Annotated in this window: 16 protein-coding genes; 14 read left to right on the top strand and 2 right to left on the bottom strand. The window is 66.4% G+C overall.

Annotated elements, in window-relative coordinates:
• Positions 1 to 346: 346 nt before the first annotated feature.
• Positions 347 to 1,786 (bottom strand): aldehyde dehydrogenase family protein, encoded by a 1,440-nt coding sequence (locus ACP69S_RS03005; RefSeq protein WP_425994726.1) that lies wholly within the window; start codon positions 1,784 to 1,786, stop codon positions 347 to 349.
• A 244-nt stretch (positions 1,787 to 2,030) separates the two neighbouring features.
• Complete coding sequence (locus ACP69S_RS03000) at positions 2,031 to 2,501, bottom strand: NUDIX domain-containing protein (RefSeq protein ID WP_425994724.1); 471 nt, start codon at positions 2,499 to 2,501, stop codon at positions 2,031 to 2,033.
• A gap of 77 nt (positions 2,502 to 2,578) precedes the next feature.
• Between ACP69S_RS03000 and ACP69S_RS02995 the strand changes: the two genes are divergently transcribed.
• From ACP69S_RS02995 to ACP69S_RS02930, 14 genes are all read left to right on the top strand, one after another.
• Positions 2,579 to 2,836 carry a type II toxin-antitoxin system Phd/YefM family antitoxin gene (locus ACP69S_RS02995; protein ID WP_425994722.1) on the top strand — a complete coding sequence of 86 codons (258 nt, stop codon included), beginning with the start codon at positions 2,579 to 2,581 and terminating at the stop codon, positions 2,834 to 2,836.
• Positions 2,833 to 3,285, top strand: a complete 453-nt coding sequence (locus tag ACP69S_RS02990; RefSeq protein ID WP_425994720.1) for a type II toxin-antitoxin system VapC family toxin — start codon at positions 2,833 to 2,835, stop codon at positions 3,283 to 3,285. Before ACP69S_RS02995 ends, ACP69S_RS02990 begins: the two co-directional genes overlap by 4 nt.
• A gap of 158 nt (positions 3,286 to 3,443) precedes the next feature.
• Positions 3,444 to 4,196, top strand: a complete 753-nt coding sequence (locus ACP69S_RS02985; protein ID WP_425994718.1) for an SDR family oxidoreductase — start codon at positions 3,444 to 3,446, stop codon at positions 4,194 to 4,196.
• Between the two features lie 14 nt (positions 4,197 to 4,210).
• The gene (gene folB, locus ACP69S_RS02980) at positions 4,211 to 4,633 is read left to right on the top strand and encodes a dihydroneopterin aldolase (protein ID WP_425994716.1); all 423 of its coding nucleotides are present in this window, start codon (positions 4,211 to 4,213) and stop codon (positions 4,631 to 4,633) included.
• On the top strand, positions 4,633 to 5,184 hold the full coding sequence (locus tag ACP69S_RS02975) for a hypothetical protein (protein WP_425994714.1): 552 nt from the start codon (positions 4,633 to 4,635) through the stop codon (positions 5,182 to 5,184). The genes folB and ACP69S_RS02975 overlap by 1 nt, the downstream gene beginning before the upstream one ends.
• A gap of 170 nt (positions 5,185 to 5,354) precedes the next feature.
• The gene (locus ACP69S_RS02970) at positions 5,355 to 5,936 is read left to right on the top strand and encodes a glutathione S-transferase family protein (RefSeq protein ID WP_425994712.1); all 582 of its coding nucleotides are present in this window, start codon (positions 5,355 to 5,357) and stop codon (positions 5,934 to 5,936) included.
• 92 nt (positions 5,937 to 6,028) lie between these two features.
• Positions 6,029 to 6,391 carry a DUF4870 family protein gene (locus tag ACP69S_RS02965; protein ID WP_425994710.1) on the top strand — a complete coding sequence of 121 codons (363 nt, stop codon included), beginning with the start codon at positions 6,029 to 6,031 and terminating at the stop codon, positions 6,389 to 6,391.
• A gap of 3 nt (positions 6,392 to 6,394) precedes the next feature.
• Positions 6,395 to 6,799 (top strand): DUF4870 family protein, encoded by a 405-nt coding sequence (locus ACP69S_RS02960; RefSeq protein WP_425994708.1) that lies wholly within the window; start codon positions 6,395 to 6,397, stop codon positions 6,797 to 6,799.
• Positions 6,800 to 6,938: 139 nt separating this feature from the next.
• Positions 6,939 to 7,937, top strand: a complete 999-nt coding sequence (locus tag ACP69S_RS02955; protein ID WP_425994706.1) for a tetratricopeptide repeat protein — start codon at positions 6,939 to 6,941, stop codon at positions 7,935 to 7,937.
• 76 nt (positions 7,938 to 8,013) lie between these two features.
• A complete protein-coding gene (locus ACP69S_RS02950; protein WP_425994704.1) occupies positions 8,014 to 8,337 on the top strand; it encodes an ArsR/SmtB family transcription factor in 324 nt (107 codons plus the stop codon).
• Positions 8,334 to 8,780 (top strand): SRPBCC family protein, encoded by a 447-nt coding sequence (locus tag ACP69S_RS02945; RefSeq protein ID WP_425994702.1) that lies wholly within the window; start codon positions 8,334 to 8,336, stop codon positions 8,778 to 8,780. The genes ACP69S_RS02950 and ACP69S_RS02945 overlap by 4 nt, the downstream gene beginning before the upstream one ends.
• Positions 8,781 to 8,896: 116 nt before the next feature.
• Positions 8,897 to 9,043: a hypothetical protein gene (locus ACP69S_RS02940; RefSeq protein ID WP_425994700.1), complete on the top strand. Its 147-nt coding sequence runs from the start codon at positions 8,897 to 8,899 to the stop codon at positions 9,041 to 9,043.
• Between the two features lie 4 nt (positions 9,044 to 9,047).
• Positions 9,048 to 9,197, top strand: coding sequence for a hypothetical protein (locus ACP69S_RS02935; protein ID WP_425994698.1), 150 nt, complete (start codon positions 9,048 to 9,050; stop codon positions 9,195 to 9,197).
• A gap of 297 nt (positions 9,198 to 9,494) precedes the next feature.
• Positions 9,495 to 11,552 carry a TonB-dependent receptor plug domain-containing protein gene (locus ACP69S_RS02930; protein WP_425994696.1) on the top strand — a complete coding sequence of 686 codons (2,058 nt, stop codon included), beginning with the start codon at positions 9,495 to 9,497 and terminating at the stop codon, positions 11,550 to 11,552.
• The last annotated feature ends 103 nt before the right edge of the window (positions 11,553 to 11,655 follow it).

Below are 11,655 nucleotides of genomic sequence, written 5' to 3'. Positions count from 1 at the left end.
TGACTCGTCAACGACGAGACGACCGCTCCACACCGATTTTTAGTTAACAAGATGTTAACGTCTATAACTATTTTAATAAAATCAATAGCTTAAAAGATCGGCTATTTTCCGGTTGAGCGGCAATATCGGCATGAGTAGATCCGTCCTGCGATGTATTCGCGCCGAATCGCCCCCAATGTGGCCGTTAATCGCTCTAGATCCACGCGACCAACCTCAATCCTATTCGAGACTTTCTACGTTCTCGGACTTCCAACACTTCAAAGGTCACGCAATCTGCGGCCACGAAACAAAAAAAGGGCGGAGCCCTTGAGCCCCGCCCCTTCAAACTCACAACCTCAGTAGAACCCTACTCCGCCGCCACTTTCGCCGCGTAGCCCAGGATCGCCTTCGTCTCGAGGAACTCCCCGAACGCGTGGTCGCCCCATTCGCGGCCGTTGCCGCTCATCTTGTAGCCGCCAAACGGGGCCATCATGTCGGGGCCGGCGCCGTTGATGTTCACCTGGCCGGCGCGCAGCCGCGAGGCCACCTTGCGGACCTCCGCTTCGTCGCCGCCCGAGATATAGGCCGCCAGGCCGTACTCGGTGTCGTTGCCGACCTTCACCGCCTCGTCGATCGTCTCGTAGCCGAGGATGGCGACGACCGGGCCGAAGATCTCTTCCTTGGCGATGCTCATCTCGTTGGTGACATTGGCGAAGACGGTGGGCTTGACGTAATAGCCCTTGTCCAGGCCTTCGGGCCGGCCGACTCCGCCGCTGACCAGGGTGGCGCCCTCGTCGATGCCCTTCTGGATCAGGCCCTGGATCTTGTTCCACTGCACGTCGGAGACGACGGGGCCCATCTTGGAATTGCCGTTGGGGTCGCCCACCGTGTGGGACTCGGCGGCGGCGCGGGCGATGGCGATGACCTCGTCCATCTTCTTGCCCGGCACCAGCATGCGGGTGGGGGCGTTGCACGACTGGCCCGAATTCATCATCACCGAGGCGATGCCGCCGGTGACGGCGCGCTGGAAGTCGGCGTCTTCGAGGATGATGTTGGGGCTCTTGCCGCCCAGTTCCTGGTGCACGCGCTTGACGGTCGGGGCGGCGTTGCGGGCCACCTCGATGCCGGCCCGGGTCGAACCGGTGAACGACACCATGTCGACTTCCGGATGGCTCGACAGGGCCGCGCCGACGGTCGGGCCGTCGCCATTGACCAGGTTGAACACCCCGTGCGGCACGCCGGCGGCATGCAGGACCTCGGTCCAGATATAGCCGCTGAACGGCGCGATTTCCGAGGGCTTGAGCACCATGGTGCAGCCGGTGGCGAGCGCGGGCGCCACCTTGCAGGCGATCTGGTTGACCGGCCAGTTCCACGGCGTGATGAAGGCGCAGACGCCGATCGGCTCCTTGACGATGCGGGTGGTGCCGCGATCTTCCTCGAACTTGTAGGTCTTCAGCACCGCGATGGCGGTCTGGACGTGGCCGATGCCCATGGCGGCCTGGGCGCGCTGGGCGAGCCACGCGGGGGCGCCCATTTCCTCGGTGATGGCCTTGGCCATGTCCTCGAAACGCTTCTGATATTCGGCGACGATGCGCTCCAGCAGGTCGATGCGCTCTTCGCGGCTGGTCAGGCTGAAGGTCTCGAACGCCTTGCGGGCGGCCATGACGGCCTTGTCGACATCGGCGACGCCGCCCATCGAGATCTTGCCGCAGACCTCTTCATTGGCCGGATTGATCACGTCGAGCGTTTTGGGCGCGACCGGATCGACCCAGGCCCCGTCGATATAGAACTTGGTGTAGTCGCGCATGTCGTGCTCCTGCCCTGTCTGGGAATGTTCGAGGCCCGCTCTCATGTGGGACGCGGCGAGCCTTCTTCAAACAACCATTTTAATGATCGGCGATCATGTGGCTAGGGGCTGAGCGCCAAAACCACGAACAGTTGTCATTCCGGGCGAAGACCCGGGACCGCGACAGGCTCCGAACTTCCGGCGGTCCCGGATCGGCGCGCTAGGCCCGCGGCTCAGGGCCGGGGCGGGCTGATAGCTTTCAACCTCACCACAGCGGGTCGGATTCCACCCCCTCCAGAGCCTCGACGATCCGCCGCCGCGTGGCGGGGGTGACGTCGTCGGGAAGCGCGTCCGGCGCAAACCAGCCAACCTCATGGATTTCGCCCTGAGCCGAGGCCGCACAGGGCTCCCAGGCCTCGATGCGATAGACCAGCACGTGATCGCCGGGATGGCGGGCGTTGTTGTCATGCGCCGACAGCAGGCGTGGCCGGCCGATGACGCGCACGCCGGCCTCCTCCTGCAGTTCGCGGGCCACGGCGGTCTCGGCCGTCTCGCCCCGCTCGACCCCGCCACCGGGCATGTACCAGCCGGGCACACAGGTGTGCTGGATCAGTAGCACCCGGCCCTCCTTGTCGGTGACCAGCCCGCGCACTCCCAAGGTCAGCCCCCGGTTCCAGCGAAACCAGGCATAAACCAGGGGACGGGTGAAGGGTTCGATGCGACGGCGCCAGAGCATGGGGGTTAGGTTAGCCGTCCTTGCTCGTTCGGCCCATTCGAACTATCATCTGACCAGCTAGTCAGATGGAACATTCGATGGGCGATCTCAGCTGGAAACTGGAAGACGCCAAGGCGCGCTTCAGCGAAGTGGTGCGCCTGGCCCGCAGCCAGGGCCCGCAGCGCGTGACCGTGCGTGGCAAGGACGCCGTCGTGGTGATGAGTGTCGAAGACCTGGAGCGTCTGGCTCCGCCCGATCCGACCCGCCCGTCGCTGATCGCGTTTCTCGAAGGCTTGCACCTGGACGGCCTGGATCTCACGCGCGAACCCGACCACGGCCGAGATGCCGAACTGTGAAGGGCTGGCTGATCGACACCAATGTCATCGCCGCCTTGATCAATCCCAACGGCGCGCCCAGCGTGAAGGCCTGGGCGGCCGGCCAGCCCGAGGACCGGATGTTCATCAGCGTCCTGTCGCTGGGCGAATACGACAAGGGCGTCCACAACCTGCCGGCCGATCATCCCGACCGGTCGCGCTACATCGCCGCCCGCGACGCCCTGGCCGGACGGTTTGCTGGACGTATCCTGTCGGTCAGCGATTCCGTCGTGCGCCGCTGGGGCGAGATCTCCGGCTCGGTGAAGCAGCGGACAGGTCATGCCCCCGCGTTGATTGACACCCTATTGGCCGCAACGGCGCTAGAACACGACCTGTTCCTGGTCACCGGCAACACGCGCGACGTGCAGGAAAGCGGCGCGGCGGTGTTCAATCCCTGGACCGATGATCCCACGCAATTTCCGTTGGCGTGACCCCGCTCTTGCCGCCGGCCCTTCGCCTCGCTAAAGCCGCAGGAACCTTGGTCTTCAACGGAGCCGCGTCATGATCGCGATCCTCGTCATCGTCGGCTTCATCGGCGTCCTCCTGGCCCTGAACTATTTCGAGTTCGGCCGTATCGACTAGGCCGCATATGAGCTCGCGCGGCGCGGCCCTGGTCACCGGCGCGGGGCGTCGGATCGGCCAGGCCCTGGCTCTCGAGGCCGCGCGCGCCGGATACGACGTCGCCGTGCACCATCGCGGCGGGGCCGAGGAAGCTGCCGAGACGGTCGCTGCGATCCAGGCCCTGGGCCGCCGCGCCATCGCGGTCTCGGCCGAGCTTTCCGACGAGGCCCAGGTCTCCGGGCTGATCGCCCGGACCGCCGAACTTGGCCCCCTGACCCTGCTGGTCAACAGCGCCTCCAGCTTCCATGACGACCGCGTCGGCTGCCTCGACCGCGCCCTGTGGGACAGCCATATCGAGACCAATCTGCGCGCGCCGCTGGTGCTGGCGCAGGCCTTCGCCGCGGCCCTGCCGGAAGACGCCGAGGGGCTGATCGTCAATATCGTCGACCAGCGGGTCTGGCGGCCTAATCCGCAGTTTTTCAGCTACAGCCTCAGCAAGGCCGGCCTGTGGTGGGCGACCCAGACCCTGGCCCAGGCCCTGGCCCCGCGCATCCGCGTCAACGCCATCGGTCCCGGCCCCACCCTGCCGTCGGTGCATCAGGCCCCCGGCGAATTCGAGGCCGAGGCCGCCAGCACCCTGTTGCAGCGCCGCGCCACGCCGGACGACCTGACCGCCGCCCTGCGCTATCTCATTGACGCAAGGTCGGTCACGGGCCAGATGATCGCGGTGGACGCCGGGCAGCATCTGGCCTGGCGTACGCCCGACATCGTCGCTCCTTAAGAAAGGCGCACCGCTTGGCCGCCTCCTCCCTCGCCGAAAACGCCTCCGAAAGCGTCCCCCCACAAGGCCTTATTGGGGCCCGCGTGATCGTGACCAAGGTCTTCGTCCGCGCCCTGAAGGTGGAAGCCTGGATCGGGGTCTATGACCACGAGCACGGCGCCCGGCAGCCGCTGATCATCGATGTCGAGCTCGACATCGCCGCCACTCACTGCGAGCGCATCGGCGATACGGTCAATTACGAGACCATCGGCCAGTTCGCCCGCGCCATCGCCGACGCCGGCCATATCGACCTGGTCGAGACCTTCGCCGAGCGCCTGGCCCAGGCCTGTTTCGCCGACGCCAGAGTGACCCGCGCCCGGGTGCGGGTGGAAAAGCCCCTGGCCCTGGCCCCTCACGCCGCCGCCGCCGGCGTGGAAATCACCGCCGTCCGCTCATAATGGACCCGACCCACAGCGCCCGCCTCGCGCCGTTCCAGCCGGAAACGGTCTGGACGCTGAGGGATGGGACGCTGGTCGAGACGCGCGGAGTCCGGGTGCGCGGCTTTCCTCTGTCGGCGCTGACCCGCTTTCGCCTCGCCGCCGCGCCGCAAGGCGGCCACCGCCGCGTGCTGCAGCTGAGCTTTGGCCGCGCCAAGGTCGTCATCATCGCCCAGAGCTATGTCGGACCCGGCCGCACCGAGGACCGGCTGGCCAACTTCTCGGCCTTCGTTCGCATCCTGGCCCGCCAGGCCGCCGACGCCGCGCCCGCTGCGCGCTTCGACCTGGCCGGTGTCGAGGCCCGCCCGGCCCTCACTTGGGTCGCCGGGTTCCTGGCCATCGGCGTCATCGCCCTGCTGCTGTCGTCGCTGGGCGCCGACATGGCGGGGGTCGGGATCGACATGGCCGCGCGGATGAGCTTCGTCCTGATCCTCCTGCTGGCGGCGCTGCCCTGGCTGTCGCGCGGCGACGGCTTCGACCCGCGCGATCCGCCAAGGAATCTGCTGCCTTAAGAGGTTCGCGACGGTCGAGGAAAATCGGACCCGATGTCGGAAGACCCCTTGGCCGTTCGTTCTCGGTGTATCGCCGTCACGCCTTCGCCCGGATCCTCGCCATGCGCCCCACCATCACCGCCTTCAAAAGCTCGCCGGATCGCGGCCGGGGACTGGCGCGTGACATGTAGGTGCGCTGGGCGTTTGAGGAAGTCGGCCTGCCCTACGACGTCCGCCTGCTTTCGTTCGGTGAAATGAAGGAAGCCCCACATCGCGCGCTGCATCCCTTCGGGCAGATCCCCACCTATGAAGACGGCGATCTGGCCCTCTTCGAGTCGGGCGCCATCGTGCTCCACATCGCCGAACGCCATGCGGGCCTGCTGCCGGACGATGCGAACGCCCGGGCGCGCGCGGTCACCTGGATGTTCGCCGCGCTGAGCACCGTCGAGCCGCCCATCGTCGAGCGCAGCATGGCCGTGCTGCTGGAGCGCGAGAAAAGCTGGCACGAAGAGCGCTTGCCCATCCTCGAGCAACGCGTCCGCGGCCGGCTGGACGAGCTTTCCAAGTATCTGGGTGACGCCGACTGGCTCGACGGAGACTTCAGCGCCGGCGACCTGATGATGGTCACGGTGCTGCGCAGACTGACAGGATCGGGCATACTGGAGGACTATCCCAACCTCTGCGCCCATATCGCCCGCGCCGAGGCCCGGCCCGCTTACGGGCGCGCGTTCGACGACCAGTTGGCGGTGTTCGTCGTAGCGTCCAGCGACTGAGGTTGGCCTCGGGTTACGGGACCTTCATTTGCATCGATGACCGATAAGGACGATCCTTGGGACAACATCGTTTTTCAGGGTTCAGCCTCAAAGTGACCGATCTCGACCCCACCGCCCAGCCTGCCCTGCAGGACGACAAGACCCTGCCTGTCGTCGTCTATGTCCTGCATCTGGCCGGACTGGTGACTGGCATCACCTCGGTGATCGCCGTCGTGCTGGCCTACGTCAGCCGCAAGAACGCGCCGGAGTGGATCCAGAGCCACTACGAGTTCGCCATCCGCACCTTCTGGCTGGCTTTGCTGTTCGCCATCATTGGCGCGGTGTTGAGCGTGATCGGCATCGGCTTTGTGATCCTGGCGGCGATCGGCGTGTGGGTCGCGGTGCGCTGCATCGTGGGCCTCTCCTACCTGATCAAGGGCCGGGCCTATCCCACCCCCAAGAACTGGATGCTCTGAGCCATGACCGACACGTCCGCCCCTGTTGTCCGCGCCGAAGAGGACAAGGTCCTGCCGGCCGTCGTCTACAGCCTGTATCTGCTAGGCTTCGCCAGCTGCGCGGCCACCACCATCGTCGGCCTGATCGTGGCCTACGCCAATCGCTCGACGGCCGGGCCGATCAACGAGAGCCACTACACCTTCGCGGTCCGCACTTTCTGGCTGACCATCGGCTGGTTCCTGATCGGGCTGGTGCTGTTTATCCTGGGCTTGCCGCTGTCGCTGCTGATCGTCGGCATCCCCGTCGTAGCCGCTGGCGCGATGATCATGGGCCTGGTCGGCGTATGGTTCGCGGTCCGCTGCGGCGTCGGGATCTACTACCTGGCGCGCGGCGAAGCCTATCCCCGCCCCCGGACATGGCTGATTTAGAGGCGCCTTTGGCGGCCGGCGCCCGTATGAGGGTCGTCCGGTTGCACCCGAATCCCCCACCGGTTGAGACGGCTCGACGTCGCATGCCTGCTCGGTTGACCTGTCGCTCCTGGCGAATGGACGTCTTGGAGGGGGCGGGATGCTGGCTCGTATCGTAGGGATCATCTTGGGGACGATCCTGGCGACGTCGGGATATGTGGTTGCGGGCTGGGGGCAGCTGGGAAGCTGGGCCGCGCATCTCGATCTCGGACCGTTCGAGCCGCATCGACCATTGGCCGGGGCGGCGGCGGCGATACTCGGGGGAGTCTTCGTCGTCGCCGCCCTGACGCCGCGCCCAAAGCCCAAGTCGCGCAAAAAGGGTCCGACGATTCTGGACTTCGACTCCAGCCTGGCGGCCTGGCCGGTCGCGGCGCCGGAACAGGACTTCGCGCCCATCGCCACCCCGATCCTCAATGTCGCGCCGGCGCCGAGCCTCCAACCCGCGTCGCTCGCCCAGCCGGTCGAGGCGGCGGCTCCGCAGGCGACGCCCGCCCCGGCCGCCGCCGAATCCTTCGCCCAGATGCGCGAGCGCATGGTCGACCTGACCCGAGCCGAATCCTGGTCCGAGGCGGCGCGGGTGCTGATCGCCATGAAGAGCGCCGCACGCGGCGACCGCGAGCTGGCCGCCGTCTATCGCGACCTGGGCGACTTCGCGCGCGGCCAGGGTCAGATGGACGACGCCGCCGAGGCCTATGAAACCGCCGCCTCTTACGCCCGCGACGCCTTGCGCGCCGCTCCCAGCAACGTCGACGCCATCGAACTGCTGGCCGGCACGCTTGCCGGGGTCGGCGATGTGGCCGAAGCCGAGGGCCGCCTGGACGACGCCCTGTCGGCCTTCGAGGAATCCCTGGCCCTGCGCCGGTCCAGCGGCGGCCGGGAGGCCCGGGATCCGCACGCCCAGCGCGCCCTTTCGGTGTCTCTGGAGCGGCTGGCCGACCTGCGCGAGGATCGCGGCCATCGCATGCGGGCTCTGGACCTCTATCGCGAAAGCTACGACGTCGCCGCCCGCCTGGCCGCCGCCGACCCGGCGCGGTTCGGACCAGACCTGGCCCTGACCCGACAACGGCTGGCCGAGCTCGAGGCCAAGGTCTCGACCTGACCCCACATTGGCGCTTGAACAACTCATAGCTCTGTAGTTATACGTTTATCCATAGCCAGTGAGTTATTGATTAACCATGCAGACTGCTCAGGACATGCTGTTTCGAACGCTCGCCGACCCGACCCGGCGGGCGATCTTCGAGCGGCTGTGCCGTGACGGAGAGCAAACGGTCGGGACCCTGACGGCTCAGGCCGGAGTTTCGCAACCGGCCGTCTCCAAGCATCTGGCCGTCCTCAAGCAGGCCGGGCTGGTGCGCGACCGCCCCGAAGGCCGCCAGACCCATTACAGCGCCCAGCTCGCCGCCCTTGGCCCGCTGCGCGACTGGACCAATGAAATGGCCGGGTTCTGGGAAACCCGCTTCGACCGTCTCGAAGACCTGCTCGCAAGGATGGACCAATGAGCCCTGCCGCGCCCGATATGCGCTCCCCCGAAACGCGCTCTGTCGTGGTCGAACGGGAGATCGCCTTTCCGCCCGAAAAGCTCTGGCGCGCGCTCACCCAGCCGCACCTGATCGAGGAATGGCTGATGAAGAACGACTTCCAGCCCGTCGTCGGCCACGGCTTCAATCTGCGCGGCGAGTGGGGCGGCGTGCTGAACTGCGAGGTCCTCACCGTGGAGCCCAACCGGACGCTGTCCTACACCTGGAACCACACCAACGAGGACGCGGCCTACGACCTGCGCAGCGTGGTGACCTTCACCCTCACCCCGACGGGCGCGGGCACGCATCTGCGCATGGAGCAGTCGGGCTTCAGGCCCGATCAGAAGCAGGCCTTCGGCGGCGCCGGCCACGGCTGGCGGCAGTTCTTCGAAAAGCTGGAACAGGTCGTAGCGGGCCTCGACTGAGGCCGCCCAGCCCCTTCGGCACATTCTCAGAGGAGGTCGCCTTGAATTGGAACTCATGAATTCGGCAGGGCCACCGCTGGCTTTCCATCGCCTTCACCCTGGGTGTCATCACCTACATGGTCGTCATGTCGGGCGGCCAGCCCGCCGTCTGGGTAGGGCTGCTGGCGCTGGTCCCGCTGATCCTGCTGCTGCTGTCGGGCCTCTATCTGTTCGCCCTGCCGCATGTCATCCGCTGGCGCCGACCGCGCCGCGGACAAGGCTGACGCCATGACCGGTGAGCCACCCGCGCCCAGGCTGCTCTCGGGCGGCAACCCAGAGATCGCCAAGGGCGACGGAGATGCTTCGGTTCAGGCCTATATCGCCGCTATGCCGGGCTGGAAGAGCCAGGCCGGGCGCCCGCGCCATCGATTTCCATGAAGGCGCCCAACTCGACGAAAAGGCGTTCGAGGCGCTGATCCAAGCCGCCGTGGCCTTGAACACGGCCCCCAAGCCCAAGCGCGGTGGCTGAGCAGGCACGCATCGGCCAGTGATGCCGAAAAGGTAAAAACTGGTCGATCATCTCTTACAGGTAAGATGCATTAACTCTCTGGGCTGACCGTCTAAAACGTGAACTCTCTGTAATGATTACAAAGATATAACAACCTTTCGGCCTTGTAACTTGAGATGAACGACCCGCACCGGCAGACCTCGTCAATAAGTTTGACGGGGATACCGATGACCAGAACCATCCTGCTGGCCACCACAGCGCTTGTCTTGACCGCCGGCCCGGCCTTCGCCGCCAATGCCGCGCAAACGGCCGAGACACCAGCGCCGGCCAGTGCGGTCGCCGACGACGCCAGCCGGAGCGGCGTTCTGGTCTTCAAACCCGACTTCTTCGCCGCCCAGCGCCCGAACACCGCCTTGGACATGGTCAACCGGGTGCCCGGCTTCGCGGTCAATGACGGCTCGGGCGCGCGCGGCTTCGAGGGCGCGGTCGGCAACATCCTGATCAACAACAACCGCCCGGCGTCGAAGAACGACACCGGCTCGAATGTTCTGTCGCGCACGCCGGCCAGCCAGGTCGAGCGCATCGAGCTGATCCGTGGCGGCGCCTCGGGCATCGACATGCAGGGCTATTCGGTGATCGTGAACGTGATCCTGAAGACCACCGCCAGCCGCCAGTCGATCCTGACCTGGAACGCCGCGATCTTCGACGGCGGCCAGGACCTTTATGGCGGCTCCTACCAGTTCACCGCCGGCGAGGGGGCCCGGAGCTGGGGCGTCACCCTGTCGGACGGCATTGGCAACAACGACTCCAACGGCCCGGGTCGCACGATCCGCCGCGACGGCGCCGGGAACATCATCCGCGACGAGTCCTACGAGAACGACGGCTACGGCGGCGGGCGCGGTATTCGCGGCAACTATACCGGGCCAGTGGCCGGCGGAAAGCTGGACGCCACCGCCCGCTACGGCGTCAACGACTGGCAAAGCTGGAGCCTGCAGCGCTCGGCGGTCGCCTTACGCGAGAGCGACTATGCCGAAGAAAGCAAGAGCGGCGAGCTGGGCCTGACCTTTACCCGTCCGATCATGCCGCGCTGGGCGTTGGAAACGCGGGCCATCCACGAATTCGAGACCTTCGAAGACGTCTCGACCGGCAACGAGACCCTGGGCGGCGCCGCTCGTCCCGAACAGCGGTTCAGCGCCGAGGGCGAATCCTCGGAATCCATCGCCCGCGCCCTGGTCCGCCACGAGCGCTCCGCCGCCCTGACCTTCGAGGCCGGCGGCGAGGTGGCCTACAACATGCTCGAGATCCGCCAGGCCTTCACCCAGGGCGGCGTGGCCGTGCCCCTGCCCTCGGCTTCGGTCAAGGTCGAGGAAACCCGCGGCGAGGCCTTCTCCAAGGCGACCTGGCGAGTGAACCCCAAACTGACCCTCGAAGGCGGCCTGCGGCTGGAAACCTCGACCATCAAGCAGTCGGGCGACGCCGATCAGGAGAAGAGCTTCTTCTACGCCAAGCCCCGGTTCCTGGCGACCTGGACGCCGGTCGCCAACAACCAGTTGCGCGTCCGCTTCGAGCGCGAACTGGGCCAACTGGACTTCGGCGACTTCGCCGCCTCGGCCGAGCTGGAGGACGACACCGTCTATGGCGGCAATGTCGATCTGGAGCCGGAACAGCGCTGGATCTCGGAGGTCACCTATGAGCGCCGCTTCTTGGGCGAGGGCATCGTCTCGATCGGCTATCGCCATGACGAGATCATCGGCGTCATCGACCGCCTGCCCCTGCCGGGCGGCCTGTCGGCCACGGGCAATATCGGCAATGGCACGCTGGACAAGCTGTCGGTCAACATCGTGGTGCCGCTGGACAGGTTCGGCATCAAGGGCGGCCGCTTCACGGCCAAGAACGACTGGAACGAGACCCACGTCACCGACCCGACCACCGGCAAGGACCGGCCGATCTCGCGCATCCGTCCGACCCAGGCCAATATCGGTTTCCAGCAGGATCTGGTGAAGTACAAGATCCAGTGGGGAATCAATTGGCTGCCGCTGCTGGGCCAGGGCACCTATGACGTCGACCAGACCAGTGTCTGGCGCGGCGCGAACTATTACGAGAGCTTTGTCGAGTACAAGCCGACCCCGACCCTGGCGCTGCGGGCCCAACTGAATCTCTGGGATGACTACACCAATCGCCGCACGGTCTTCTCCAATCGCACGACCCGGACGGTGGCCTTTGTCGAGGACCGGGCCGTTGATCCGCGCACCTTCATGAACCTGCGCCTGCGCAAGACCTTCTAGACTCGCCAAGGCCGCGATCCCTGCGAGCCGGCTGGGGGCGATCCCGGGCGGCTCTTTCGTTCATGGCGGGGCGCGCTGGAACGCCGATCATTTGGCTGCCGCT

The organism is Caulobacter sp. DWR1-3-2b1 (assembly GCF_049895765.1).
In the GTDB taxonomy this organism is placed as follows: domain Bacteria; phylum Pseudomonadota; class Alphaproteobacteria; order Caulobacterales; family Caulobacteraceae; genus Caulobacter.
The sequence above is the reverse complement of the archived record's forward strand: the minus strand, read 5'-3'. Positions and strand labels throughout refer to the sequence as shown.

Coding starts and splice junctions, on each gene's coding strand:
- ACP69S_RS03005 (WP_425994726.1), bottom strand. CDS start 1,786: ATGCGCGACTACACCAAGTTCTATATCGACGGGGCCTGGGTCGATCCG.
- ACP69S_RS03000 (WP_425994724.1), bottom strand. CDS start 2,501: ATGCTCTGGCGCCGTCGCATCGAACCCTTCACCCGTCCCCTGGTTTAT.
- ACP69S_RS02995 (WP_425994722.1), top strand. CDS start 2,579: ATGGGCGATCTCAGCTGGAAACTGGAAGACGCCAAGGCGCGCTTCAGC.
- ACP69S_RS02985 (WP_425994718.1), top strand. CDS start 3,444: ATGAGCTCGCGCGGCGCGGCCCTGGTCACCGGCGCGGGGCGTCGGATC.
- ACP69S_RS02975 (WP_425994714.1), top strand. CDS start 4,633: ATGGACCCGACCCACAGCGCCCGCCTCGCGCCGTTCCAGCCGGAAACG.
- ACP69S_RS02960 (WP_425994708.1), top strand. CDS start 6,395: ATGACCGACACGTCCGCCCCTGTTGTCCGCGCCGAAGAGGACAAGGTC.
- ACP69S_RS02955 (WP_425994706.1), top strand. CDS start 6,939: ATGCTGGCTCGTATCGTAGGGATCATCTTGGGGACGATCCTGGCGACG.
- ACP69S_RS02950 (WP_425994704.1), top strand. CDS start 8,014: ATGCAGACTGCTCAGGACATGCTGTTTCGAACGCTCGCCGACCCGACC.
- ACP69S_RS02945 (WP_425994702.1), top strand. CDS start 8,334: ATGAGCCCTGCCGCGCCCGATATGCGCTCCCCCGAAACGCGCTCTGTC.
- ACP69S_RS02940 (WP_425994700.1), top strand. CDS start 8,897: ATGGTCGTCATGTCGGGCGGCCAGCCCGCCGTCTGGGTAGGGCTGCTG.
- ACP69S_RS02935 (WP_425994698.1), top strand. CDS start 9,048: ATGACCGGTGAGCCACCCGCGCCCAGGCTGCTCTCGGGCGGCAACCCA.
- ACP69S_RS02930 (WP_425994696.1), top strand. CDS start 9,495: ATGACCAGAACCATCCTGCTGGCCACCACAGCGCTTGTCTTGACCGCC.